Source organism: uncultured Maricaulis sp., from assembly GCF_963976135.1.
In the GTDB taxonomy this organism is placed as follows: domain Bacteria; phylum Pseudomonadota; class Alphaproteobacteria; order Caulobacterales; family Maricaulaceae; genus Maricaulis.
Genome location: NZ_CAXBKN010000023.1, coordinates 1 through 25857, shown reverse-complemented (window position 1 = coordinate 25857; position 25857 = coordinate 1). Strand labels below are relative to the sequence as shown.

Below are 25857 nucleotides of genomic sequence, written 5' to 3'. Positions count from 1 at the left end.
AAAACCTGATGAAACGACTGTCCAGCCTGATCCTTATCCTCCTCGGCACCGCATCGCTGGCGGCCTGCGGCCTGCGCGGCGACCTCGAGCGGCCCGAACCCATGTGGGGCCATCCACAGGACGCGGAAACTGCGGCCGACGCGGCGGATGACAGTGCCGGGCGATAACGCATTGCCGGCAGACGCCATCCTTCAACAAAACGTAATGCTTACCGCGCTATCCGGCGCGCCGCAGCGTGCTAGATTTAATCCATGCACCGTCGGTCCCTGATCGTCGCATGGTGCGCTCTGATGTGGGAGCGCGCTGTGCCCGTGGTCTGGCCAGGCCTTGCCTGGGCAGCGAGCTTTGCCGTGCTCGCCCTGCTGGGCCTGTGGGACATGATCGGTGATCCCTGGCGCGCCATTTACGCACTCGTGACACTGGCTGGCGCTGTCTGGCTGACCCGCAAGGGCCTGACCGGATTCGTCTGGCCCCAGGTCGAAGATCTTGCCCGCCGCGTCGAAGAAGATTCCGGCATCAGCGCCCGGCCGCATGAAGCCCTGCTCGACACCCCGCCCACGGATGATCCCGTCGCACTTCAGGTCTGGCACGAGCATCAGGCCCGGATGGCCCGGCGGCTCGAGCTGGCGAGGGCCCGCCGGCCCAAGGCCGCCTGGGCGCAACAGGACCGTTGGGCCCTGCGCGGAACCCTGACCCTGGCCCTGCTGGTCTCCTGGTTCATGGCCGGACCAGCCGCGCAGGACCGTCTCGGTGAAGCCTTCAGCCTCGCCCCGATCCAGGTCGGCGGGCTCGATGTCAGCGTCGATGCCTGGATCGACCCGCCCGCCTATACCGGCCGCGCTCCGATTTTCCTGTCTTCAGAAACCCGCACGGTGGAAGTTCCGGCGGGATCGAATTTCATCGCCCGTATCGCTGGCAGCCGCCGCGCGCCGGTGTTGACGCGCCGCGATGGCGCCGGATCGGAACGCGCCACCGCCAGCGCCATCGGGGACAGCGTCTGGGATAGCCGCCTGACGATTGCCGACGACGCGACCATCCGCCTTGCCGCCGGCCCGACGCGCCAGAACTGGACCCTGACCGTCATCCCCGACCGTGCGCCGACTGTGCGCCTGCTCGCTGTTCCCGACGCCAATTCGAGCGGCGAGCTCGACCTGCAATTCTCCGTCGTCGACGATTATGGCGCGACCGCCTATGCGCTGGAATTACAGCCCGAGACCGATCCCGACGCGCCCTGGGAACGCATTGAGATCACGCCGGCCGGCATCACCAATCTCGACACGGAGAACGGTGTGCGCACCCTGCTGGAAACCGCACAGCACAGACTGGCCGGCAGCCGGGTGACGATCCGCATCGCCGCTGATGATGCCGGCGGCAATACCGGCCGCTCGCCGGAACTGGGGATCACGCTGCCGTCGCGGGTATTCCTCGATGCGCTCGCCCGCGCCGTCGCAGAACAGCGCCGCAATGTCCTCATGGCCGACCAAGCCTATGCGCCATTGCCGGTCCGGCCAGTCCTCTATGCCGAGGATGTCGCGCCGGGCATGGCCTATCTCGCCGACGAGCCGGAACGCCGCATCGAGCGCGCGCCGGAAGGCCTGCAATTTGCCGCCCGTGCACTTGATGCCATCACCGACACACCGGCGCGTTTCTTCGATGATGCCGTGGTCTATCTCGGCCTGCGCACCAGCGTGCAGCGACTGCGGCGCTCACGCCAGCAGGCCGACCTGGCCGGGCTGGAAGCCGATCTATGGCAGATCGCCCTGCGCGCCGAGCTCGGCTCGCTGGCCGATGCGGAAGCCGCCCTGCGCGCAGCCGAGCGCGCCCTGATGGAAGCCCTCGCGCGCGGCGCCGATGAGACCGAGCTGGCCGCGCTGTTCGATGCCTTCCAGGAGGCAATGGATAATTACATGGCGGCAATGGCTGCCGAGGCCGCACGCAATGGCGAGAGCGCCGAGTCCGAAGGTCAGTCGCTCGACACCTCGGCGCTACAGGAAATGCTCGATGCCTTGCGTGAAGCCGCCGAGCTCGGCGACACGGCCGACGCGCGTCAGGCGCTGCAGCAATTGAGCGAATTGCTGCGCAATATGCAGATGCAGATGGGACAGGGCTCCGGTGAAGGTGAGCCCAGCGATCCGATCTCCGAAGCCATCCAGGAAGCCCTCGAAGAACTGGGCGATGTGATCGGCAGCCAGCGTGACCTGCAGGACCAGACCTTCGGACTTGGCCAGGAGCAGGAATCCGGTGGCCCCTCGCAGCCGCAATCAGGTGGGCAGAGCGGTCAACAGGATGGCAATATGCCGCAAAGCCTGGCCGAGAACCAGAATGGTGGCGGTGCCAGCGCGCAATCACTCGGCGCCATGCAGGACGCGCTGGCGCAACAACTTGGGCAGGCGCAGCAAGCCTTGCCCGATGGCGGCAGCGAATCGCTTGCCCAGGCCGGCGAGTCGATGCGCGCAGCAGCCGATGCGCTCGGTGAGGGCGATGCCGCCGCAGCCCTTGAGGCCCAGGATGAGGCGCTGGCCGGGCTTCGCGCCGGGGCTGAGCAATTGGCCGCGGAATTGCTCGAGCGCATGCAGGACGCCCAGGGCGAGGCTGGCGAAGGCGATCAGGAACGCGACCCGCTGGGCCGTCCGTCCGAAGGCGCCTTTGCCGACGGCAGCGGCGTCGAGATTCCTGAGGAAATGGCCCGGGCCCGCGCACGCAGCATTCTTGAGGAATTGCGCCGCCGTGCCGCCGAAGCCGGCCGCCCGCAGGACGAGCTCGACTATATCGAACGCCTGCTCGACCGCTTCTAGCGTCAGCGGCCTCAATTCAAAGGAAGATCAGTGGTGACCGGAATCCGGCTCCGGCGCGTGGTCGGGAGCTGGAGCGGTATGGGTATCATTGGCGACGGTGTGTTCCGGTGCGTGCTCGGCAGCGTGTGCGGCTTGCGGTGTCACCCCGTGGACCGGGAGGGCCTCCGCGACCAGAACAACCTCGACCTGGGCCGAGGCGGGTGGCGGATCACTGACCACGGTTCGGAAATCGCGCACCTGGCCGGCCGGGACCGCGGCACCTTGCAGACCAACACTCCATTCCAGCAGTGACTCGCTGTTTTCGTCCCGCAGTATGGCGCGCAAGGCGGGCACGGCCCGCGAACGGCGGTCGAGATTACTGATCGTGCCTTCAATCACCAGCAGCGGCACGCCATGGGCATTGTCGCGGGTGACCGTAAGCTCGCCGACTGTGAAGCCATAGGGATTCACTTCGGCGCCCATCGCGGCATAGGCCGAGGAGGCCCGTGGCCAAAGGGTGACAATATCGACCCGGAAAATCCAGGACACGGTGAGCAACAGGGCGCAGGCAATGGCAAGACCGCCCCAGGCCCCGCCAGCGACGGCCGCCGACATGGTCCGGCGTTTCTTGGCCTGACGCTCACGGAAGGCTGTGTGCGGTTTGCTCTCGGCCGCGGGCTCGGCTTCTGGGGGTGCCGGTTGCAGTGTCGGCAGATCCGAGGGATCCTCGGCTTCGGCGGTCCAGACATGGGCGCAGGACGCGCAGCGCACGCGACGGCCATTCAGGCCAATCGCATGCGGATCGGCGCGATACCGCGTAGAACATGAAGGGCAGCTGAGTACTATGCTCATCTGAGTCGCCTACGCCTTATCCGGTTCATCCGCGCCCATGGAGACATTCCATCGACCCGAGCCTTGCACAATCGCCCAACAGCGCCGCAGAACCGGTAATCCGCTTCGACAATGTCGGAATGCGGTACGGGCACGGTCCCGAAGTGCTGCGTGATCTCTCATTTGATTTACCACGTGGTTCTTTCCAATTCCTCACCGGACCGTCCGGTGCCGGCAAGACATCGCTTTTGCGGCTGATCTATCTGGCGGCCAAGCCATCGAGCGGGCGGATTTCCTATTTCGGACGCGATGCGGCAGAGCTGACGCGCAAGGAAATGCCACTCCTGCGGCGGCGCATCGGTGTGGTCTTCCAGGAGTTCCGGTTACTGAATCATCTCAGCGTGTTCGACAATGTCGCCCTGCCCTTGCGCATCGCCGGGCGGCGGCGCGCCGACTATGCCGAAGACGTCGCCGAATTGCTGGCATGGGTCGGACTGGGCGAGAAGATGGATGTCGTGCCCGCCACACTCTCAGGCGGTGAACAACAGCGTGTCGCGATCGCTCGCGCGGTGGTCGGACAGCCGGAAATCCTGATTGCCGACGAACCGACGGGCAATGTCGATCCGGAAATGGGCATGCGCCTGCTCCGCTTGTTTGCCGAACTCAACAAGCTGGGAACCACGATCATCATCGCCACCCATGACCTCTCCCTGGTGCGCATGCTCGACGCCCCGGTCATGTCGCTGTCGAACGGGCATCTGCATATCCGCGCGCCGCGCAGCCAGCGCCAGGCGCAGGCCAATGCTGAAGCCGGGGCCGAGGCGGGCGACATCGCAGACATGGCCCAGAATGATTCGACGACGGAGCCCCGTGATGAGTAACCGGGTTCCGCCACCACCGTCCGGAGGCTCAGGCGCCCTCCTGCCCCCCGATGCCGGGCGTGACCGGCCGCTCTTCGTGGTCGCCGCAATCCTCGTATTCCTCGCCTGCATTGCGGCACTGGGTGCACGCGGTGCCTGGTTGCAGGCGCAGCGCTGGACCTCTGACCTGGAGAGCAACATCACTATCCAGATCCGTCCCGTCGAGCTGGGTGACGCCCAGCTTGATGCCGAGGAAGCCGCCCGCATCGCCCTGACCGTGCCGGGCATTATCGCAGCGATTGCCCATGATCGCGCCCATGCCGAGGCGCTGCTCGCGCCCTGGCTTGGCACTGGCAACCTGCCCGCAGACCTGCCGCTGCCCCTGTTGGTCGAGGTCCGGCTCGACCCGCAATTCCCGGCGCCGGCTGAAGCGCTGCAAGCGGCGCTCGACGCGGCCGGTCTGAACGCATCGGTTGATGATAATAGCCGCTGGGCCGGCGCGGTGCGGCAGGCAGCGCGAACCGCCCAGACGCTGGGATTATCGATGATGTTCCTGCTCGCCGGCGCCGCCGCCGCAGTGGTCGCTTTCGCGGCCCGAGCGAGTCTGGCCGCGCGGATCAATGTTATCGACGCCCTGCATATCTGCGGCGCGGAGGACCGGTTCGTGGCGGGCCTGTTCCAGCGACGTTTCTTCATGCTCGGGCTGAAAGCCGGTATTGCCGGGGCAGTCTGCGCGGCTCTGGTCGCCGTCGCCGCCAGCCTCAGCCAGAGCCCGGCTGATATGGTTTTCTTTTTGCCGCACTGGGCGATGGACCCGTTTGAGCTTGCCCTGCTTCTGCTCGCGCCGATTCTGGCCGGGGCCACGGCCGCCGTGTCGGCCCGGCTCGCTGTTGCCTCGGACTTGCGGGGGCGCTGGTAATGGCCAAAATCGGCCTCAATCGCAGCACTAGATGGGCTATCGGATTTTCCGACGCAGCGGGCAGCTTGCCCCTGCCCCGGGGCCAGAGTGAGTAGACGCATGAAACAGGGCATCGGTATCTTGCGGGCCTTGGCCTTTGTGATCCTGGCCGCAAGCCTGATTGGCTTCGCAGCCTATGCCGGGCTCGTGTCCAGTTATGACCTGCCCGATGAAAACCTCAATGCCGACGGCATCGTTGTCCTGACCGGCGACCAGGGACGGCTGACCGCCGGCGCGCAATTACTGCAGGACGGGCGATCGTCGCATTTGCTGATTTCCGGTGTTCATGCCTCGGTGACGACCGAACAACTGCGGGCCCACACTACCCTTTCAAATGAGCAATTCACCTGTTGCGTCGAGCTGGGCCGGCAGGCGGGCGATACAGTCGGCAATGCGCGCGAAACTGCCCAATGGGTGCGCGCGAACGGCTATCAGCGCTTGATCATCGTGACCTCAGACTATCATCTGCCACGCAGTCTGATCGAGATGGATATGGCCATGCCCGACGTTGAATTCATCGCCTATCCGGTCCGCACGACCCCGCCCTGGCGCAATCCCCGCTCAGCGCGGCTCTGGCTTCAGGAATATGCCAAATACGCGACAGTCCGCCTTGGCCGTGTCTTGCTGCCGGTATCGGATACCGCATCATGACCGCGCTTCGCTCGATCATTTTCCAGGTCTATATGTATGGGCTGATGGCAATCATGGGGCTGGCGGGCACGCCGCTCCTGCTCGGACCACGCCGCTGGGCCCGCAATTATCTGCGGCTCTATCTGGCCATCATCTGGTTCGGCCTGCGCTGGATCTGCGGAGTCCGTTTCGAGGTGCGCGGCCGCGAGCACCTGCCCGCGGGTGGCGCGCTGATTGCCTCGAAGCATCAAAGCATGTGGGAAACGCTGGCCTTCTGGGGCATTCTCGATGACCCCGCGATCATCCTGAAACAGTCTTTGGTCTATATGCCCTTCTTCGGCTGGTTCGCGGTCAAGCTGGGCAATATCAGCGTCGAGCGTACGGCCGGCTCAAAAGCGCTGCGCAAGATGTTGCGCGACGCCGCGACCCGCGGCAATGAAGGGCGCCAGGTGCTGATTTTCCCCGAGGGGACGCGGGTCGAGCCCGGCGAGCATCCGGATTTCAAGCCTGGCATTGCCGGTCTGTATCAGTCGATGAACCTGCCTTGCGTGCCGGTTGCGCTCAATTCCGGCGTCCATCTCCACCCCTATTGCGGGCTGAAGAAACCCGGTCTGATCGTGGTTGAATTCCTCGAACCCATCGCGCCGGGATTGCCCAAGGCCCAATTCATGCAAACCCTGCATGAGCGTATCAATCTGGCTGCCGACGCCCTGCTCGAACAGCCTGCCGACATAAGCGACCGGGGGAATCCTGTGTGAGTATTCCAAAGCGTTTTCTGTTTCCGGTTCTCGGCATTCTCATTCTGCTGGTGCTCTACACCGCCTACTGGCTGCACGCCAAAAGCACGATCGAACGTGAAGTAGGCGTCTGGATCGCGCGTCAGGAAAGCGCCGGCTATCTCATCGAAGAGGAGCGGATACGCGTCACCGGCTATCCCTATCGCTTCCAGGTCGAATTGACGGCACCGCAAATACACGCGCCGCAGAGCGATGGCGGCTGGAATGCCCGGATGGAAATACTCAAGGCGCATGCGCTATTCTATGATTTCCGTCACTGGATCCTTGAGTTCGACGGACCTGTCTGGCTGGAATATGGCAGCGAGACACCGACGATACTGGAAATCGACGCGGAGCTGGCTCTGGTCAGCCTCGCGAGCAATGATCGCGGCGAGACGATCCGGATTGGTGCCGAATTCAGCACTGTTCAGATTGTGACGCGCTCGGGTCAGGCGCCCGGCCTGGAAGCCGTCGAGAGCCTGTTATTCTCCGGCGCCGTTGCCGAGGATGACACGCTGCGTCTGCGCCTCGAAGCCAGAAATCTAGCCGCGAGCGAGGCTGTGCTTGCACCGGAGATCGGACGGGCTTTCGGGCGGTCGGCAGACCTGGCGCGAATGGACCTTACCGTGACCCAATGGGCGACATTGGCGATCGATGCCGATGCCGCAGCCTGGAGCCGCGCTGGCGGGCAATTATTGATCGCCGAATCGGCTTTGGAATGGGGACCTGCGCACTTGTCCGGGGTCGGCGAATTCACACTTGATGCCACGGCACAGCCCGATGGCCGCCTCTCCCTTCACATCACCGATCCGGACGCCCTCGCCGAGGCCCTGGTGCTATCCCGGCTGGTACCAGCCGAGAATGAACAGGCCTTGCGCCTGGCCGCGATGATGGCACCGCGCGGCCCTGACGGTGTCGCCCTGCCCTTCCGCATTCGCGATGGCGGTGTCTATCTCGGACCAGTCAGGCTCGGCGATCTGGAGAATTGACGGCCGGTGGCCACGCTCATCGCGCCATGAATTCGCTCAGCGCATCCACCAGCCGCCGGTTTTCCGCTTCCTTGCCGACCGTTATGCGAAGCGCATCGGGCAGGCCATAAGGCGCGACGCCGCGGACGATCAATCCGTTCCGGGTCAGGAAGGCATCGGCATCGGCGGCCGTCTTGCCGGCCGTCTGCGGGAAATGCACCAGCACGAAATTACACACGCTCGGCGTCACTTCCAGACCCAGCCCGCCGATCTGCTGGCGCAGGAAATCAACCCAGACCGCATTGTGCCTCGCCGAACGCTCCATGAAATCGCGATCGGCGATCGCCGCAGCCCCGGCTTCAATCGCCGGCAGGTTGACATTGAACGGTCCGCGCACGCGGTTGAGCACGTCTATAATGGCCTTCGAACCATAACCCCAGCCCAGGCGCAGACCGGCCAGACCATGGATCTTGGAAAACGTCCGCGTCACGATGACATCATCGCGCTCGCGCGCCAGCGCCATGCCGGAATCATAATCCTCGGCATCGACGAATTCGGTGTAGGCGGCATCGATAACGAGCAAGGTGGTCGGCGGCAGTGCGTCACGCAGACGGCGGATTTCCGCCTCGGAAATATAGGTGCCGGTGGGGTTATTGGGATTGGCGATGAAGACGATCCGGGTGTCGTCACCGGCCGCGGCGATGACGGCATCGACATCGGTCGTATAGCCACGCTCGGGGGCCGAGACGAGGCGGGCACAGCTCTGCATCGCGACCAGGCGGTAGACCAGGAAGCCGTATTGCGACTGCACAACCTTGTCGCCCGGATTGAGGTAGGCGCGCCCGAGCAATTGCAGGATTTCATCGGAGCCCGTACCGCATACGATATTGTCGGCATCGATGCCCTCTTCCCGGGCGATGGCATCGCGTAGGCGAGTGGCGCCGCCATCAGGATAGCGGTGCAGGCGCGAGGCAGCTGTCTCGAAGGCTTTCGCCGCCTTGAGCGAACAGCCGAGTGCATTCTCGTTCGAGGAGAGTTTGGCCGGGTTCGCCACACCGGGTGCATCAGCGGCGCCTGGCTTGTAGGGCTGGATGTCGAGAATGCCGGCGCGCGGGTCGATGGCCATGGGATTTCCTCAGCTGTCCGAAAGTTCGGAAGGATTGTCGTGACGGGATAGCGCGGGGCGGGTTCGCGCTTCAAGGGGTCTGGCGCGAACGGGCGCAGTTGCCGGGCGTGGGCGCAGCGCCATGGTGCGTTTGACGGCCTCCACCAGAATCACACCCCCCAGCGCCGGCCAGGCCCGCTCCCCCGTCTCCTCCCATATCCGCGCGATACGCGTATGGGTGCTCCACTTCCAGGGCGGGGCGTAAAGGGCACGCGACCAGGCGGTTGGTTCGAACAGGGCGTCATCAAGCAATTGCGACAGCTGGGCCCGGGAAAAAGGCCGGCCATGGCCGAAGGGAGTCGAGTCCAGCCAGGCCCAGATACCCGATCTCGCGGCGGTGACAATCACGACCCGGCCTTCGGGCGCCAGCACCCGCCAGATTTCGCGCAGCGTTGCCTGCAGCGAATCTGCCTCTTCCAGCGCGTGAACCAGTAGCACACGGTCAAACAGGGCCTCGGGAAAGGGCAGGTGCGTCTCGTCACCCATCGCGATGCCGGAACAGGCCGCGCTCGATACCACCGCGCCCTGGGAGGCTGGCATGAAACAGACACTGCGCCGGGCACTCTCGCGATAAGGTTCCAGATAAGGTGTAGCGAAACCCAGGCCGAGCAGATCGAGCCCCTTGGCATCGGGCCAGATCGCAGCCAGACGGCGGCCGATCATCTCGCGTGCTACCAGGCCCTGGCGGCTGCGATAGAAACGGTCCAGTTCAAGAGCTTCGCGACGCACCCTTCACACTCCACGGTTTTACCCCGATCATGGGTATCTCTGCGCAACACTAACCATAGCGGCGAAATCGACAATGAGCGAACTGAGCATCCGGCAATTTCCCTGCCTGTCCGACAATTACGGCTTTCTGATCCACGATGCGGCGAGCGGCGAAACCGCCACGATCGACACGCCGGATCCGGAGCGCATCCTGGCCGAGGCGAAGGCCGCCGGCTGGACCATTACCCAGATCTGGAACACGCATCACCATTTCGACCATGCCGGCGGCAATGCCGCGATCAAGGCGGCGACCGGAGCGCGGATCGTGGCGCCCGCCTATGAGAGTGATCGCATCGCGGGCATCGACCAGCCGGTCCATGACGGCGACAGCGTCTGGCTCGGCAAAATCGAGGCGAAGGTCATCTTCACGCCCGGCCATACCAGCGGCCATATTGTCTACAGCCTGCCGGACGAGCAGGTCGCCTTCGTCGGCGACACCCTGTTCGCGCTGGGTTGTGGCCGCCTGTTCGAGGGCACACCGCAGCAGATGTGGGCCAGCCTGTCACGGCTGGCGAGGCTGCCGGACGATACGGTGATCTATTGCGCGCATGAATACACCCAGGCCAATGCCCGTTTCGCGCTGAGCCTCGATCCGGAGAATCCTGCCCTGCGAGCCTATGCCGCCAATGTCGATGCCCGGCGCGCGCGCGGCGAAGCGACGGTGCCGACGACAATCGCAGACGAGAAGGCGGCCAACCCCTTCCTGCGTCCCGCTGACCGTGCCATCCGCGACCGGCTTGGCCTGGCCGATGCGAGCGATACCGACGTGTTTGCCGAGATTCGCCGCCGCAAGGATGTATTCTGATGGCCGCGGCCCGCACCATCATCCAGGCGCTCGGCATGCAGCCCCACCCTGAGGGCGGCTGGTATGTGGAGACCTGGCGTGACGCGGCGGGACCCGACGGGCGCTCACGCGGCACGGCGATCTATTATCTGCTCGAGGCAGGCGAACGGTCGCACTGGCACCGCGTCGATGCGACGGAGATCTGGCACTGGCATGCCGGAGCGCCGCTGCAGCTGGATCTCAGCGCAGACGGGATCAAGCAGACCAGCATCACGCTCGGCCCCGCGCTCGCAGACGGACAGCGGCCACAGGGCCTGGTGATGCCGCACGCCTGGCAGAGCGCACACTCACTGGGCGCCTGGAGCCTGGTTGGCTGCACTGTAACGCCGGGTTTTGAATTTTCAGGCTTTGAAATGGCGCCGCCGAACTGGCAGCCGGGCAATGGGCAGGCCTGATCAGCTGGCCTGGTCTTCCGCCAGCAGTGCCCGGGTGATCAAGGCAGAGGAGGACCGGCCGGCAAAGCCAAATTCTGGCGCTATCACCACGATCAGGCTCTGATCACGCCGATAGGCTGCAGGCTGGTCGCCGATCGATATCTCGACCCGCTCAATGCCGCGCAGGCGCCGGCGTTCGCTGCGCAGGGCCCGGAAGGCCAGGGCGATCATGTGCAGGCTGTCATGCTGGACGCCCAGTCCGGCGCGCGGCGCCGGGGCGTAGCCGACCGAAATCGTGCGGTCGAGATCGGCCGTGAGTTCATTGGCCAATTCTTCGGCCCGCAAACGGACTTCCTCGGCCGAACGCGGAGCCGGTGCAAGACCGCCGGCCTCGCTGGCGAAATCGGCGATCACGCCATTCGGCGCGTCGGCGGGAAAATAGGTGGCGCCGCCCAGTCCGGTCAGCCGGACAACTTCCCGGCCGGTATCGGTGACATAGGAAGTGCCACCGCCCGGGGCGCGATTGGCGAACAGCACCAGGACTTCGCGGTTCGGGTCATCGCGCTCGCGCAGCAGGGCCACCGTGTTCGACCGGTCAAACAGGAAGAATTCACCCGTGTCGGCGCGCTGATACCAGCCGACGGTTTCCTGCGCTCGCTCATTGCGGAGCAAACGGTCGCGCAACGGGTTCTGGAACCCGATGGCGGCACCCGCGCAAAGTGCCGCGGTCAGGATCATGATCAGTAATCGCATCATCGAGGACAGCATTGACACCGGCAAGACGGCATTTTTTGGGCAAACGCCCTGCCAACTGTCATGCCATGTACTGCCCGCCATTGATCGTCAGCACGGATCCGGTCATGAAACCGGCGGAATCCGACGCCAGATAAGTCACCAGGCCGCCGATTTCCGACGCCTCGCCGAGCCGGTTGACGGGAATGCCAGCGATGATGGATTGCAGGACATTGGCCGGCACGGCGGCGACCATCTCGGTATTGACATAGCCCGGGGCGATACAATTGACGGTAATACCCTTGCGCGCCGTTTCCTGCGCCAGAGCCTTGGTGAAACCAATGACGCCGGCCTTGGCGGCAGAATAGTTGACCTGGCCCATCTGCCCCTTCTGGCCATTGATCGATGAAATATTGATGATGCGGCCGAAACCTCGCTCGCGCATGCCGTCGATGATCGGGCGAGTCATGTTGAACATCGAACTCAAATCAATACGGATGACATCATTCCATTGATCCGGCGTCATCTTGTGGAACATGCCATCGCGCGTAACGCCGGCATTATTGACCAGAATGTCGAACGGCGCGCCGGCCAGGGTCTCGGCCGTGGCGATACCGTCGACACAGGATTGATAGTCGCCGACATCCCATTTGGCGGCGGCAATGCCGGTTTCCGACGTGAAGCTGCGTGCCGCTTCTTCATTGCTGGCATAGTTCGCGACAACCGTATAACCGGCTGCCTTCAGTTCAAGACAAATGGCGGCCCCGATGCCCCGGGTTCCACCTGTGACCAGCGCCGTTCGCATCATATTCAATCCCCAGATTCTTGTTCTTGAGTTGAGCGTTAAGTCTTCGCGCTTGCAGCAGACCACTTGCTGAGCGTAAACCCTAATGAAATAGGTACGCCTCCGTGTCGAGCGAATATCGAGATCGGTGGTCGTATTTTACACGAACAGGGGAAGCGCTGTGAGTAAAAACAAAAGCGGCAATGCTGAGATCGTCATCAAGAAATACGCCAATCGGCGCCTCTATGATACGTCAACCAGTCAGTATGTGACCCTCGACCATTTGCGAGACCTCGTGAAAAAAGGCGTCAATTTCCAGGTGATCGACGCAAAAAGCGGCGACGATCTCACCCATGGTGTCCTGGCCCAGATCATCTTCGAAGAAGAATCCCGCGGCGCCAATCTCCTGCCGGTCGACTTCCTACGGCAGCTGATCGGGTTTTACGGCGACAGCCTGCAAACCGTCGTCCCCGGCTATCTGCAGATGTCGATGGATAATTTTACGCAACAGCAGGAAGAATACCGCTCGAAGGTCGGCGAGGCGATGATGTCGCCACAGGCTACCATGGCGCTGATCGAAGAACAGACGCGGCGCAATATGGAAGCCTTCGGCAAGACCATGCGCATGTTCACCCCCTTTGTTCCGGCAACCAGTGCAGAAGCCGATGCGCCGGAGGCCCAGGCCGGCACGCCCAAGGAAGGCGAGGACGATATCGCGCAAATGCGCGAAGAACTCGATGACATGCGCGCCAAGCTGGACCAGCTTCTCAAGGCGAAGAAATAGCCCGGCACGACTGGCCGCGCCTCGGTGCCGCTATCCGGAAAGGTTTATAGCAGCGCCGGGACGGCGTGGCTGAGCACCCCTGTTTGGTGTTCCGGCCAAGATTGGCACCGGTCGGTGGTGCGCCACCGCCCCACGTTAAGACTTTCGTATCATTTCAGACCAGCGGGCCGCGGCAAATGGCCCCGATCCGGACGAAAACCGTCATCCGGTTCGCTTTCACGACCAGAATCATGGTTAATGAGGTCTTAAAGTCTGGCATCACCCTTGCGAGGGTATTGATATGATCACGATCCGCAGCCCATATCCTGTCCCGACCCTGACCAGCCGGCGTATTGAGCCAGCTGGTTCGGCATGCGGGTCGAATGATCGCCAGCCGCGGCAGGACCGCGCCCATGCTCCTGTCCCGACCCCGCATTCCACTGCAGCCCAGCCGCAGTCGTCTGTGAGGGCGCAGGTCGCCCCGGCTGAGCTTATCGTCCAGATCATCGCCGGCACGCCGCGACGTGGCATCCGCGCCGAGAACAGCGAGCAGGCCCGCTATCGCCGCGCCTATCACCAGGCGACACAAAAAAGCGCGCCGCCCCCGATGTGGGAGCGACGCGCCTGATGTTGAATGGACCTGCCCTGCGCCGCCTTGGCTTCTGGTGCGACGCCGTCGTCGGAGCCAGCCTGGTCTTTGTGCTGTTCTAGAGTCGTTTCAACACGCTCCACGCGCTGAAACGGCCCCAGTAATCATTGAATTGTCAGCCTTCGCCGCCGACCGCGAGGTCGCGCCGAGCTGCGACCACGGTGACAACAAAGCCGCCAACAGTATCCATCAGCGTCATCAGCGTCAGTAGGAAGAAGGCCGAAGTGCCGAATTTCCCGACCAGCAGGAAGAGCGCCATCGCGACCACGAAGACCATCATGGACAGCCCGTGATTGACGATCGTCGCCGTGCCCGAACCGGCCGCCTTGATCTGCTCGATGAACAGACACAGCATGCCGAGAATGACGATCAGATCCCCCAGGGGCAGTGCCCACTGGCCCGATGCCATCGGGATATGGAAGACCGGCCCGTTGAGCGCGGCAACCATCGAAGTCTGGTCGGCGCCGCCGAGCGTGAAGGCAATAATCACATAGACGATGACCGGTACGGTCATCAGTGGAAATACATTGAACATGGAACTCTTCCCCTTGGCAGGACCGCCTCGCTGTGCGCGATTGGCAGCCATCATACCCAACATTACACCGTTATCCCCGCCACCTGACATAATCAGATCCTCGCTATAACTCGTCTGAACCACGCGGGTTCCGCGCACGCGAATTTAACCACATCATTCCCATCATGTCTGTCAAAGAGGCGAAAAGACGGCCAAAATTCGTATATTTCGACGACCCAATGGTGCGATGACGATGGCTGACCGGCCTGAATTCGCACAGATAGCCCTCGCGATTCATCAGCGCCGGCAGGAAGCGATGCTGGTGGTCGAAAAAGGGAAGTTCCAGATAAGCCTGCCGTTTGAAGGCCTTGAGGCCGCAGCCCGTATCATTGCAATTATCATTGAGCATGCGCTTGCGAATGCCATTGCCGAAACGCGAGGCGAATTTCTTCCAGGCTGAATCCTGACGGTTCTGGCTTCGGTCGCCACCGACAAGCGCCAGATTTCCCGGCGCATCTTCGCGCATCAGGGCATCAATCACGATCGGCAGACCGTCCGGCGGGTTCTGGCCATCGCCGTCCAGCGTCGCGACAATCGCGCCGCGCGCATGCATGACACCCGTGCGCACCGAGCGCGACTGGCCGGCATTGTGACGGTGCCCGATCACGCGCAACATGGGCAATTCACCCTTGGCCGCAATCAGCTCCTCGCGCGTCCCGTCGGTCGAGCAATCATCAACGAAGAGGATTTCGAAATTGCGGCCCGTGAGCGCGGCGGCAATCTCACGCGCCAGCGGCACGACATTGCCAGCCTCGTTATAGGCGGGCACAACGACGGAGATATCAGGGGTTTGGCTCATAAGGATTTCTGCTTGCGCTTGCGGAAAACGGGGTCTGCGTTACATACGCGTCTAGCACATGACGCGAGGGGTTTCACAGCCCTGCGACCATTGGAGACTTTCATGGCCGAGCTAGCCAAGGGATTTCGCGCCTATATTATCATCGGCTTGCTGGCAGCCCTGGCGGCGCTGGCCGGTATTTTCACCCTGCCGCCGCTCGACCGCGATGAGAGCCGCTTCGCCCAGGCGACAGCGCAAATGCTGGAAAGCGGGGATTTCGTCTCGATCAATTTCCTCGACGAGGCCCGCAACAAGAAACCCGTTGGAATTCATTGGCTTCAGGCTGCCAGCGTCGCCGCCCTCTCCAGCGCCGAAGCGCGCGAGATCTGGGCCTATCGCCTGCCCTCCATGTTCGGTGCCATCCTGGCAGCGCTGGCCTGTTTCTGGGGCGGACAAAGACTGGTCGGACGCGAGGCGGCCTTTGCCGGGACGGCGCTGTTTGCGGTGACGGTGCTGCTGGGCATTGAAGGCGGAATTGCGAAAACCGATGCAATGCTGGTGGGTTGCACGACATTGGCGATGGCAGCACTGGCACAGATCCGGGCCGGCAAGGGCAAGAAAACCGCCCTGCTCTTCTGGTTCGCCATCGGTCTGGGCGCGCTGATCAAGGGGCCGGTGACGCCGATGGTCGCCGGGCTGGCCGTCCTGGTGCTGGTGATCTGGGAGCGAAAGGCCAACTGGCTGAAACCCTTGCTTTTCTGGCCCGGCCCGCTGCTGGCGATCGCGATGGTCCTGCCCTGGCTGATCTCGATCCAGATCGCCACCGATGGCGGTTTCCTGCGCCAGGCGATCGGCGATGACATGGCCCCGAAACTGGTCGGCGCGGCGGAGCGCCATGGCGGCCTGTTTGGCTACCACTTGCTACTCGCGCCCCTATTGTTCTTCCCCGCCAGCCTTACCGTTATACCCGGGCTGGGCTATCTGACCTCAGCCCTGCGGGGCCGGACCGGGGAGAAAACGGCCAGCGCGGCGCGCTTCCTGCTCGCCTGGGCGGTTCCGGTCTGGCTGGTCTTCGAGCTCCTGCCAACCAAACTCCCGCATTACGTCCTGCCCGCCTATCCCGCCCTCGCCCTGATCGCCGGCTGGGGTCTGATGCAGCTGACGGCGGCTGCCGCCTGGCAGAAATGGGTGAGCTGGGCCCTGTTCGCCTTCGCCGGGCTGGTCTTCGCCATCCTCCTGCCGGTGCTGTTCGTCGTCTATGGCAATAATGCCAGCTGGGACGCGGTGCGGCTGTCGCTGGGCGGGTTCGAAGGCGGGTTCGAGCTTGGGCTCGATCCGGCGACCGCGGCGATCGTTTTCCTCACCGCGGCGATCTTCGCCGGACTGACCGGCGCGGCGCTGATGGCGGCGCGCGGGCGCTCCGTGGTGCTGGTGCTCTGCCTCGCTATTGCGGCCGGTCTCGGCTGGCAGGTGATGGCGCGCGGAGCGGCCGCACCCAATGCCTATGCCGTGCGTCTGGCCGATCAGGTGCGCGCGGCGCGGAGCTATGCGCAGACGATTGCCGGAATCGCGCCGGAGGAGATCGTCACAGCGTCGAGCTATACCGAGCCCAGCCTGGTCTTCTCGCTTGGCACGGACACCATGCTCGGCACGGCGGAGGAAGTGCTGGCCTTTGCCGAGAGCCGCGAAGAACCGACCATGGTGGTGCTGGATCTGTCACGGGACGACGCGATCAGAACCTATCTGACAGCACCCGAAACAATGAGCCTTGCCGACCCGGCCCCTTGGATAGCCGCCCTGTTCAATCTGCAAATCTGTCATGGCACCATGGCGTCAGGGACAAATTATTCGCGCGGCGACGAGACGATCCTGGCAATCCTGTTCACGCGTTGCGAGGCCGAAGAGATCATCGTCGAACCATTGGCCGACCTAGAGGACACCCCCAATGACCCGCAAGATTGAAATCGTTGAAGTCGGGCCACGTGATGGCCTCCAGAACGACCCGGTCCTGCTCTCGACCGAGATGAAGATCGAATTCATCGCGCGGCTGATCGATGCCGGGGTCAACCGGATGGAGGCGGCGAGCTTTGTCCATCCCAAACTGGTGCCGGCGATGGCGGACAGTGCCGAGGTGATGGCGCTGGCACCGAGGCTGGACGGGGTCAGATATATCGGACTGGCGCTCAATGAACGCGGGCTGCGGCGCGCACTCGAGGCGGGCTGTGACGAGATCAATTATGTGATGGTCGCCTCGCCGGGCTTTGGCCTGAAAAACCAGAATGCGACGCCCGAACAGACCGCCGACCTGTTCGACAAGATCGCCATCCTTGCCCATGACGAGGGCGTGCCGGTTTCGGTGACGGTCTCGGTGGCGTTTGGCGATCCCTTCGATGGCGAAGTCGATCCGAAAATTCTCGGCATGCTGGCGGGCCGGGCCCGCGCGGCGGGCGCGAGCGAGTTCGCGCTCGGCGATACGATCGGCGTGGCCGATCCGTGGAGCGTGCGCCGGGCCCTCGATATCGTGCGCGCGCAGAGCGGCGATATGCGGCTGCGGATGCATTTCCACAATACGCGCAACACGGCGCTGGCAAATATCGCCGCGGCGGTCGATGCCGGCGTCGATGTGATCGATGCGTCTTGCGGCGGCATTGGCGGCTGTCCGTTTGCGCCGGCGGCGACGGGCAATGTCGCGACGGAAGACGTGGTCTACATGCTCGAGCGCGGCGGTTTCGAAACCGGCATCGATCTGGGCCGGATGATCGCAACGGCGAAATGGCTCGAGGAAGTGGCGCTGAAGCATCCCGTCGAATCGGCGCTCAAGCGCGCCGGTGGCTTCCCGGCACCCTAGGACGGCTTGTCGCGATCCCTGCGGGCTCGGCGTTGCCGCGACAGGCGGAATCGCGCGCGCACCCTGCGATCGAGATCATGGATCCAGCCGCGCACGGCAATCAGCAGCACCCGGCCCCACAAGGCGCCATAGATCGGCACGACCAGCAATGCTGTCGTCAGGCGCTGCAGCGGTCCCGGGTAGAATTTCCAGAAATACTTGATGAAACCGGCCGCCTTATGGGTTTCGACACGCCAGGGGCTGGCCCGGCTGGTCGCTCCGAAATGCAGGATCTGAACCCGCGGTTCGAACCAGACCTTGCCGCCGGCCTCCCGGACGGTGCGGCACAAATCAATGTCTTCGACATGCAGAAAATAGGCTTCGTCGAAACCACCAAGCCCGAGAAAATCATCCCGCCGCATCATCATCGCAGCGCCGGAGACCGTCGGGACTTCAATCATCGCGTCCGGGAGCTGATCGCCTTCCCAGTGGAGGTTGCGCAGGCCCGGGATCAGGCGGTCAAGCCGCAGGAAGCTGATCGCAGCCGCACGCGGCGTCAGTTCGCCGCGCCGGCCACCGGCCTGCTCGCTGCGATTGCGGTTGAGGATGCGCGTGCCGATGATCCAGGGCCGGTCTGCGGCCATCAGCGCCGATTGCTTGAGCCGGACGCCGGAACCAGGCGCCAGGATCGCGTCGGGATTGAGAAAAAGCAGGAGATCGCCGCTCGCTGCGCGGGCCCCGATATTGCAGCCCTTGGCAAAACCGAGATTGGCATCCGTCTCGATCAGGACGAAGTGCGCATGGCTCGCTGCCAGCTTGCGCAGGGCAGCCACCATGCGCGGCGGGTTCTCATGGCTGACCAGAACGAATTCATCGACTCCGGGCGCAGCCAGAACCGCATCAACCGCATCCATGAGGGTGTGTCCGGTCATCCAGGAAACGGTGACGACGCTGAGACGCTGTTGGCTCATCGGACAGGCCTTCGAACGCCGAGGAAGAGAACGGCGATCACGGCCAGGGCCGCCGCAGCCTGATGCCATTCTTGCCAGACGCCATAGGAAAACAAAACCAGGGTGACATAGGTGACCAGCACCCAGACCGTAGCGACGGCCTGTTCGCGCGTCAGTCCGGGCGCGCTGGCAATGCGTCCACCGAGGAAGACCAGGGCGCAGGTCAACAGCGCCGCCCCGATCAATCCGGTTTCGAGCCATATCTGCAAGCTGGCATTATGTGGATGCATAGGCAGCTTCTCGATCTGGTAACCGGCGAGTTCCATCTCGCCATTCAGCGGTCGCGACGCGTCCAGCCCATATCCGAACAGGGGCCTTTCCTTGATCAATTCGCTGACATAGGTCCAGATTTCCAGGCGCCAGAGCCAGGACAGAGGCAAGCTGTCGCGCAGGCCGGCCGGCAGCGCGCCGATCAGACCCGGCAGCACGACCGGCACGACAAGTACGCCGCCGGCAACGCTTCCAAAGACACCTGCCGTCATCGCGCGCGGCCAGAAAACTGTCAGCAAGGCCGCCACCGACCCAAAAAGGAACGCAACAGCGTTCACTTCGGTGCCGAAGCTGAAAGCGCCGATGGCGGCGAGCAGCATCACAACGACACCAACCACCAATCCTTCGGCCCGGTAGGCGATCAGCGCTGCCGGGCCAGCCAGCAGGAGAAGCGGCACGGCGGCATGCCCCAGCCCGCGATTGACATAGACCATCACTTCCGTCTCGGGCAGATCGCCATAACCTTCCATGGCGATCTTGTAGTCCAGGGTCATGGCACCGCCAGACAGGGTCTCGGCCAGCAGGAACAGCCCGAGCGCAATCACCAGGAAAATGATCGACGCCTCGGTGCGTGAACGCCACCGCCCCTCCAGACCGCCCACCCGTAGAACCAGCAGGAGATAGAGTGGAATACCGATCAGGGTTTTGGGCAATTGATCCGGATTGTCATAAGGCGACCACAGGAAGCTGATCCCGACCCAGGTCAGGAAGAGACCGCCAAAGACCAGGGGCAGGGAGACCGGACGCGGCCGCCAGAAATGCGCGTCGACCGGAAAGGCGATCATCGCCAGCAAGGCCGCCATGGGCGGCAGCAAGCCACCACCGGCGATGGACCAGGGCAAGGCGAGCGTGAAGGCAATTATGCCAACCCATCCGACCCTGTTTTGCCCCTGTGCCATCGTCAGTGCCGCCCGCGTCAGATCAGCTGCGTTTCAGATCGGGTGCCAGCGCATCGTCGCACAAACGTGCGATGGCCTCGGCCAGCGGCAGCACTTCCTGCTTGTTTCCCTCTTCGCCGAGGAAGCGCAGGGCGAGCGTGCCCTCTTCGGCTTCCTTGCGCCCGATCACGGCGATCACCGGGATCTTGCCCACCGAATGTTCGCGGACCTTGTAGTTGATCTTCTCATTGCGAAGATCGGTCTCGGCATTCAGGCCGGCGGCCTTCATGGCGGCCAGCACCTGTTCGGCATAGGGATCGGCGTCGGAGGTGATCGTCGCGATCACGACCTGGCGCGGCGCCAGCCAGAAGGGCAGCTTGCCGGCGTAGTTTTCCAGCAGCACGCCGAGGAAACGCTCCAGCGAGCCGAGAATGGCCCGATGCAGCATGACCGGACGATGCTTGTCATTGTCATCGCCGATATAATGGGCGTCGAGGCGTTCGGGCAGATTGAAGTCGCACTGGATCGTGCCCGTCTGCCATTCGCGGCCGATTGCATCCTTGACGACGAAATCGAGCTTGGGCCCGTAAAAGGCACCATCGCCGGGATTGTATTCGAAATCGAGACCGGAGGCCTCGGCTGCCGTGCGCAGCGCTGCCTCGGCCTTGTCCCAGACCGCGTCGGACCCGACGCGCTGTTCCGGACGGTCGGCGAATTTGACCCGCGGCTCCTCGAAACCGAAATCGGCATAGACCGATTTGAGGAGTTCGCAGAAGGCCTTCACCTCGTCGACGATCTGCTCGACCGTGCAGAAAATATGGGCGTCATCCTGGACGAAGCCGCGCACGCGCATCAGGCCATGCAGGGAACCGGACGGCTCATAGCGGTGGCAGGAACCGAATTCGGCCAGGCGCAGCGGCAGGTCGCGATAGGATTTCTGGCCCTGGTTGAAGACCTGGACATGGCAGGGACAATTCATCGGCTTGACGGCCAGGATTTTCTCTTCCTGGTCGATCGAGGAGATGAACATGTTCTCGCGATACTTGTCCCAATGGCCCGAGGCTTCCCAGAATTTCCGGTCCATCAGCTGGGGCGTACGGATTTCCTGATAGCCATTGGCTTCCAGACGCCGGCGCATATAGCTCGTCACCGTGCGATAGAGACGCCAGCCGGCCGGGTGCCAGAAGACCTGGCCCTGGGCTTCTTCCTGGAAATGGAACAATTCCATCTGGCGGCCGAGACGGCGGTGATCGCGCTTCTCGGCTTCTTCCAGGCGGAAGAGATGCGCCTTGAGCTGTTTGTCGTCGGCCCAGGCCGTGCCGTAGATGCGCTGCAGCATGGCGTTGCGATGATCGCCGCGCCAATAGGCACCGGCCACCTTCATCAGTTTGAACGCCTTGCCGATCTTGCCCGTCGAGGGCAAATGCGGCCCGCGGCACAGATCGAACCATTCGCCCTGGCGATAGATCGTGATCGTCTCGCTCTCGGGCAGATCGCGGATCAGCTCGGCCTTGTAGGTCTCTCCCATTTTCTCGAACAGGGCGATGGCGGCATTGCGCTCCATCTCCTCGCGCTCGAAGGGCAAGTCGGCATCAACGATCTCGGCCATGCGCTTTTCGATCGCGGCGAAATCCTCCGTCGAGAAGGGCTCGTCGCGGGCGAAATCATAATAGAAGCCGTCCTCGATCGAGGGGCCGATCGTGACCTGCGTGCCGGGGAAGAGATCCTGCACCGCCTGGGCGAGAATATGCGCCGTATCGTGGCGGATGACCTCGAGGGCCTCTTCATCCTTGCGCGTCACCAGGGCAACGGAACAACTGCCGGGCAGCGGCCGCATCAGATCCCAGTCATCGCCATTCACCTTGGCGATCATCGCCACCTTGGCGAGGGATTTCGAGATGTTCTCGGCCAGGTCCATTGGCGTGGCGCCATCGGGCAATTCGCGGCTGGAACCATCGGGAAGCGTAATATTGATCATTGGTCTACGTCCTTGTCGTCGGCGCGGCCTGCCGGCGGAAGCTTATCCGAGGTGTCGAGCATCGGGCGTGATCTGAAACGCCAGACCGCCCACCAGGGCACTTGAGTGCGAACAATCGGGGCCGGGTCGAAGCCATGGCTTCCACCCGGACGGCAACGTCCCAGCCGACCAAAGGTCAGCCAGAAGCCGCGCCAGCCACCCTGGGCGCGGATCGCCTCGATACCATAGGCCGAACAGGTCGGCTCATGGCGGCACCGCACGCCAAAGGCATAGAAAACCGGTGACAGGCTGTACTGGTAGACGCGGATCGCGCCGACCATCAGCCATCCCATCGGCCCCCTGGCCTTGTTTATCCCGTCGCTCGAACGCATTTGGATTCAAGCCTTTTAACGCCGCACCGCGCCCTGTCCACCATGGAGATGAGAGGCACGCGGCCAGCCGCAATGAAATGAGGTTGGGTTTGCCTGCTTTTTCCGGGCTGTCCGCTTCATCCTGCCGGCTGGGCAGGTACGAACAACCCTAGCCGGTCAGCGGGGTTGCGAGGCGGGTCGCGGTGGCGCGGGTCACCGCCTCGACGGCGGCATCGAAGGCGAGCATGATCGATTGATGCCGCGCCGGATAGGCGCGCGCGCTCTGCAGCAATTGCAGCTCGGCGAAACGGCCACGCGGGGCGGGGCCGGATTGTTTCAGCATTGCCTTGAGATTGTCGCGCGCCAGTTCCAGCTCGCGCAGCGAAGCGCCGACGGCCGCGCGGGCCAGGATCGAGGCTGAAGCCTGCCCCAGCGCGCAGGCTTTCACCCGCAGGGCAAGGTCGGCAATATGCCCGGACTGCACGATGACATCGAGCTCGATCTCCGAGCCGCACAGACGCGAGACCTTGCGCACGGAGGCCTGCGGCCGCGCCAGGCGTCCGATGCGCGGGATATCCGCAGCGAGCCGCAGAACGGCATTGGAATAGAGGTCGTCATTCATATCGCGGTGAATGTATGTGTTTTTCTGCGCCAGCGCCAGATGTACGCGGCGGGTGCGGCGATACCGCTCAGGCGGCCCGCCTATTCCTCGTCATCATCCGCAGCCAGCTCGTCGGCTTCATCGAGTTCATCCTCGTCGAGATAGGTCGGTTCGGTGCGGCCGAGCACTTCGGGGACATCGCCAAGATCGGCCGGATCAACGCCCTCGGGACACCAGGCCTCGTCGATCTCGACATTCCAGAAACCCTCGGCCTGGGCCGCGCCGGCGGCCAGCTTGCAGGCCTGGTCCTTGTCGGCAGCGACGACGCCATAGGTGACGAAGCCCTCACCGACCGCATCCTCGACCTGGACCAGGACGTTGAAACCGGTGAGCGCCATCAGGCCTGCTCCAGCTTGCGCCAGGTCGAGCCTTCCGGGCCATCATCGACCTGGACATTGAGAGCGGTCAGCTCGGCGCGCACGGCGTCGGCCGCGGCCCAGTCCTTGGTCTCGCGGGCGATCTGACGCTTGACGATGAGATCATCGATCGCGGCGCGTTCGGCAGCATCGAGCTCGTTGAGGCCGAACCATTCATCCGGGTCGCCCTGGCCGATACCCAGCAATGCGCCGGCAGCGAGCAATTCACCCTTGGCGCGCGCCTTGTCCGCATCGGTTTCGGCCTTATTGGCCTCGCCGGCGATCTGGAACAATTCCGACAGGGCTTTCGGCGTGTTGAGATCATCATACAGCGCTTCGAGGAAGGCCTCGGGTGCCTCGGTCCCGGCGGCTTCGACATCACCGAGCCGGCGCAATACGCCATAAATGCGGTCGAGGGCGCGGCGGGTTTTGGTGAGCAGGTCGGTGGTCCAGGTCAGCGGCGCGCGATAATGCGCGGTCAGCAGGGCATAGCGCAGCACCTCGCCGGAATAATGCTCCGTGAGATCATGGACGAGCTGAACATTGCCGAGGGATTTCGACATCTTGTCGGTTCCCATGGTGAGGAAGCCGTTATGGAGCCAGTAATTCGCCATCGGCGCACCGTCATGGGCGCAGACCGACTGGGCGATCTCGTTCTCATGATGCGGGAAGACGAGATCAACGCCGCCGCCATGGATATCGATCGTGTCGCCGAGATGCGCCGCGCTCATGGCGGAACATTCCAGATGCCAGCCCGGACGGCCCCGGCCCCACTGGCTGTCCCAGCCTGGCTCGTCATCAGCGGCCGGCTTCCACAGCACGAAATCGGCCGGATTACGCTTGTAGGAGGCGATTTCGACACGGGCGCCGGCAATCATGTCGTCGAGATCGCGATTGGAGAGCTTGCCGTATTTCTCGAAGGAATCGACATCGAACAGGACATGTCCGTCCGCCTCATAGGCATGACCGCCATAGACCAGGGACTGGATCATGCCGATCATCTGGCCGATATGTTCCGTCGCTTTCGGCGTGATGGTGGGCGGCAGGGCCCCCAGTGCGGCCATGTCGGCATTGTAGATCGCTGCGAATTTCTCGGTGATCTCGGACATCGGCTCGCCGAGTTCCCTGGCCGCGGCGATGATCTTGTCGTCGACATCGGTGATATTGCGCGCATAGGCGACGTGATCCACGCCGAATTCCCGGCGTAGAATACGATACAGGACATCAAACACGACCACAGGCCGGGCATTGCCGATATGTGCGTAATTATAAACAGTTGGGCCACAGACATACATCGTCACCCGGTCCGGATCGATCGGTTCGAACGGCCGTTTGTGGCGGGCCATCGTGTCGAAAAGGGTGAGGGATGCCATGGGAAATTTCCGTTCGCTCAATAGGTCATTGCTGAAAAATGTATCATTCGGATGCGGTCATATCATTGGAATTGCCACAGGGAAGGCCTAAATGCTTCCCGACGCGCAAGCGTGGACACGGTGGGTATACGGATTTGGCGGCGAAATCGCCAGACTGTCCATCCCCGATCCGGAAACCGGCACTACGGAATCTGCCCTGATGGCAGAGCCGACCCGACAACGAAAGGATCCATGGAGATGGACGCTGTGACTACAGATTCTGCCCGCCTGACCGAGGCGAAACCCGTTCGCCCTTCCCGCCACGAAGCCGAGGAAGCGGTCCGCACGCTGATTGCCTGGGCCGGTGATGATCCGGCCCGCGAAGGCCTGCTCGACACGCCCAAGCGCGTCGCCAAGGCGTATGAGGAATGGTTCTCCGGCTATGGCGCCGACCCGGCTGCGGCGCTCGGCAAGACGTTCGAGGATGTGCAGGGCTATGACGATATGGTCATGCTGACCAATATCGATGTCGAGAGCCATTGCGAACACCATCTCGCGCCAATCATGGGCGTGGCGCATGTCGCCTATCTGCCATCGGCCGCCGTCGTCGGGATTTCCAAGATTGCCCGCGTCGTCGAGATCTTCTGCAAACGCATGCAGACCCAGGAAACCATGACCGCCCAGATCGCCGATGCGTTGATGGATGCGATGAATCCACGTGGCGTTGCCATCCTGATCGATGCCAAGCATCAGTGCATGACGACGCGCGGCGTGCATCACCCGAATGTGTCGACCATCACCTCGACCTTTACCGGCGAATTCAAGACCGACGCCAATCTGCGCGACCGCTTCATGCGCCTCGCCGAAAAGGCCTGATTCGGCCGCCTTAATGCTTCATAATTGACGCTTTAACGATCATTATAACGATAATGCGTCAATTATAACTC

At 63.2% G+C, this 25857-nt stretch carries 27 protein-coding genes; 13 read left to right on the top strand and 14 right to left on the bottom strand.

Annotated elements, in window-relative coordinates; translation table 11 throughout:
- Positions 1-8 precede the first annotated feature (8 nt).
- Complete coding sequence (locus AAC023_RS04985; protein ID WP_339738754.1) at positions 9-167, top strand: lipoprotein; 159 nt, start codon at positions 9-11, stop codon at positions 165-167.
- An 84-nt stretch (positions 168-251) separates the two neighbouring features.
- Positions 252-2795, top strand: coding sequence for a DUF4175 family protein (locus AAC023_RS04980; protein WP_339738752.1), 2544 nt, complete (start codon positions 252-254; stop codon positions 2793-2795).
- A gap of 27 nt (positions 2796-2822) precedes the next feature.
- Here AAC023_RS04980 and AAC023_RS04975 read toward each other — a convergent pair whose 3' ends face one another.
- The gene (locus AAC023_RS04975; RefSeq protein WP_339738750.1) at positions 2823-3626 is read right to left on the bottom strand and encodes an MJ0042-type zinc finger domain-containing protein; all 804 of its coding nucleotides are present in this window, start codon (positions 3624-3626) and stop codon (positions 2823-2825) included.
- A gap of 50 nt (positions 3627-3676) precedes the next feature.
- On the opposite strand from AAC023_RS04975, the gene ftsE reads away from it, so the two are divergent.
- The 5 genes from ftsE (at position 3677) to AAC023_RS04950 (ending at position 7818) form a co-directional block, all read left to right on the top strand.
- Positions 3677-4486 (top strand): cell division ATP-binding protein FtsE, encoded by an 810-nt coding sequence (gene ftsE, locus AAC023_RS04970; RefSeq protein ID WP_339738769.1) that lies wholly within the window; start codon positions 3677-3679, stop codon positions 4484-4486.
- Positions 4479-5384 carry a hypothetical protein gene (locus AAC023_RS04965; protein WP_339738748.1) on the top strand — a complete coding sequence of 302 codons (906 nt, stop codon included), beginning with the start codon at positions 4479-4481 and terminating at the stop codon, positions 5382-5384. The genes ftsE and AAC023_RS04965 overlap by 8 nt, the downstream gene beginning before the upstream one ends.
- Before the next feature lie 99 nt (positions 5385-5483).
- Positions 5484-6074, top strand: coding sequence for a YdcF family protein (locus AAC023_RS04960; protein ID WP_339738746.1), 591 nt, complete (start codon positions 5484-5486; stop codon positions 6072-6074).
- Positions 6071-6811, top strand: a complete 741-nt coding sequence (locus AAC023_RS04955; RefSeq protein WP_339738743.1) for a lysophospholipid acyltransferase family protein — start codon at positions 6071-6073, stop codon at positions 6809-6811. The genes AAC023_RS04960 and AAC023_RS04955 overlap by 4 nt, the downstream gene beginning before the upstream one ends.
- The gene (locus AAC023_RS04950; protein WP_339738741.1) at positions 6808-7818 is read left to right on the top strand and encodes a DUF2125 domain-containing protein; all 1011 of its coding nucleotides are present in this window, start codon (positions 6808-6810) and stop codon (positions 7816-7818) included. The genes AAC023_RS04955 and AAC023_RS04950 overlap by 4 nt, the downstream gene beginning before the upstream one ends.
- A 16-nt stretch (positions 7819-7834) precedes the next feature.
- Here the strand turns inward: AAC023_RS04950 and hisC are convergent, their stop codons facing one another.
- Together hisC and AAC023_RS04940 are read right to left on the bottom strand one after the other, a co-directional pair.
- Positions 7835-8923, bottom strand: coding sequence for a histidinol-phosphate transaminase (hisC, locus tag AAC023_RS04945; protein WP_339738739.1), 1089 nt, complete (start codon positions 8921-8923; stop codon positions 7835-7837).
- Positions 8924-8932: 9 nt separating this feature from the next.
- Positions 8933-9691: a methyltransferase domain-containing protein gene (locus AAC023_RS04940; RefSeq protein ID WP_339738737.1), complete on the bottom strand. Its 759-nt coding sequence runs from the start codon at positions 9689-9691 to the stop codon at positions 8933-8935.
- A 73-nt stretch (positions 9692-9764) separates the two neighbouring features.
- On the opposite strand from AAC023_RS04940, the gene gloB reads away from it, so the two are divergent.
- Positions 9765-10535 (top strand): hydroxyacylglutathione hydrolase, encoded by a 771-nt coding sequence (gene gloB / locus AAC023_RS04935; protein ID WP_339738735.1) that lies wholly within the window; start codon positions 9765-9767, stop codon positions 10533-10535.
- Positions 10535-10969, top strand: coding sequence for a cupin domain-containing protein (locus AAC023_RS04930; protein WP_339738733.1), 435 nt, complete (start codon positions 10535-10537; stop codon positions 10967-10969). The genes gloB and AAC023_RS04930 overlap by 1 nt, the downstream gene beginning before the upstream one ends.
- Here the strand turns inward: AAC023_RS04930 and AAC023_RS04925 are convergent, their stop codons facing one another.
- Both AAC023_RS04925 and phbB read right to left on the bottom strand, forming a co-directional pair.
- Positions 10970-11704, bottom strand: coding sequence for a DUF4908 domain-containing protein (locus tag AAC023_RS04925; RefSeq protein ID WP_339738731.1), 735 nt, complete (start codon positions 11702-11704; stop codon positions 10970-10972).
- Between the two features lie 58 nt (positions 11705-11762).
- On the bottom strand, positions 11763-12488 hold the full coding sequence (phbB, locus tag AAC023_RS04920; RefSeq protein WP_339738729.1) for an acetoacetyl-CoA reductase: 726 nt from the start codon (positions 12486-12488) through the stop codon (positions 11763-11765).
- Positions 12489-12645: 157 nt separating this feature from the next.
- Between phbB and phaR the strand changes: the two genes are divergently transcribed.
- Positions 12646-13248, top strand: coding sequence for a polyhydroxyalkanoate synthesis repressor PhaR (gene phaR, locus AAC023_RS04915; protein WP_339738727.1), 603 nt, complete (start codon positions 12646-12648; stop codon positions 13246-13248).
- Between the two features lie 743 nt (positions 13249-13991).
- Here the strand turns inward: phaR and AAC023_RS04910 are convergent.
- Positions 13992-14411 carry a hypothetical protein gene (locus AAC023_RS04910; RefSeq protein WP_339738725.1) on the bottom strand — a complete coding sequence of 140 codons (420 nt, stop codon included), beginning with the start codon at positions 14409-14411 and terminating at the stop codon, positions 13992-13994.
- Positions 14412-14514: 103 nt separating this feature from the next.
- Positions 14515-15249, bottom strand: a complete 735-nt coding sequence (locus AAC023_RS04905) for a glycosyltransferase family 2 protein (RefSeq protein ID WP_339738723.1) — start codon at positions 15247-15249, stop codon at positions 14515-14517.
- A gap of 102 nt (positions 15250-15351) precedes the next feature.
- Between AAC023_RS04905 and AAC023_RS04900 the strand changes: the two genes are divergently transcribed.
- Both AAC023_RS04900 and AAC023_RS04895 read left to right on the top strand, forming a co-directional pair.
- On the top strand, positions 15352-17190 hold the full coding sequence (locus tag AAC023_RS04900; RefSeq protein ID WP_339738721.1) for a glycosyltransferase family 39 protein: 1839 nt from the start codon (positions 15352-15354) through the stop codon (positions 17188-17190).
- Complete coding sequence (locus AAC023_RS04895) at positions 17174-18076, top strand: hydroxymethylglutaryl-CoA lyase (RefSeq protein WP_339738719.1); 903 nt, start codon at positions 17174-17176, stop codon at positions 18074-18076. Before AAC023_RS04900 ends, AAC023_RS04895 begins: the two co-directional genes overlap by 17 nt.
- On the opposite strand, the gene AAC023_RS04890 is transcribed toward AAC023_RS04895, so the two are convergent.
- From AAC023_RS04890 to cysS, 7 genes are all read right to left on the bottom strand, one after another.
- Positions 18073-19026, bottom strand: a complete 954-nt coding sequence (locus AAC023_RS04890) for a glycosyltransferase family 2 protein (RefSeq protein WP_339738717.1) — start codon at positions 19024-19026, stop codon at positions 18073-18075. The two genes, AAC023_RS04895 and AAC023_RS04890, sit on opposite strands and share 4 nt — an antisense overlap.
- The gene (locus AAC023_RS04885) at positions 19023-20234 is read right to left on the bottom strand and encodes an O-antigen ligase family protein (RefSeq protein ID WP_339738715.1); all 1212 of its coding nucleotides are present in this window, start codon (positions 20232-20234) and stop codon (positions 19023-19025) included. The genes AAC023_RS04890 and AAC023_RS04885 overlap by 4 nt, the downstream gene beginning before the upstream one ends.
- A gap of 22 nt (positions 20235-20256) precedes the next feature.
- Positions 20257-22191 carry a threonine--tRNA ligase gene (gene thrS, locus AAC023_RS04880; protein ID WP_339738713.1) on the bottom strand — a complete coding sequence of 645 codons (1935 nt, stop codon included), beginning with the start codon at positions 22189-22191 and terminating at the stop codon, positions 20257-20259.
- Positions 22188-22562, bottom strand: a complete 375-nt coding sequence (gene yidD, locus AAC023_RS04875) for a membrane protein insertion efficiency factor YidD (protein WP_339738711.1) — start codon at positions 22560-22562, stop codon at positions 22188-22190. The genes thrS and yidD overlap by 4 nt, the downstream gene beginning before the upstream one ends.
- A 148-nt stretch (positions 22563-22710) precedes the next feature.
- Positions 22711-23163 (bottom strand): iron-sulfur cluster assembly scaffold protein, encoded by a 453-nt coding sequence (locus tag AAC023_RS04870; RefSeq protein WP_339738709.1) that lies wholly within the window; start codon positions 23161-23163, stop codon positions 22711-22713.
- Positions 23164-23243: 80 nt separating this feature from the next.
- Complete coding sequence (locus tag AAC023_RS04865) at positions 23244-23540, bottom strand: hypothetical protein (RefSeq protein ID WP_339738706.1); 297 nt, start codon at positions 23538-23540, stop codon at positions 23244-23246.
- Positions 23540-24931, bottom strand: coding sequence for a cysteine--tRNA ligase (gene cysS, locus AAC023_RS04860; protein WP_339738704.1), 1392 nt, complete (start codon positions 24929-24931; stop codon positions 23540-23542). The genes AAC023_RS04865 and cysS overlap by 1 nt, the downstream gene beginning before the upstream one ends.
- 237 nt (positions 24932-25168) lie before the next feature.
- On the opposite strand from cysS, the gene folE reads away from it, so the two are divergent.
- On the top strand, positions 25169-25786 hold the full coding sequence (gene folE, locus AAC023_RS04855) for a GTP cyclohydrolase I FolE (RefSeq protein ID WP_339738702.1): 618 nt from the start codon (positions 25169-25171) through the stop codon (positions 25784-25786).
- The last annotated feature ends 71 nt before the right edge of the window (positions 25787-25857 follow it).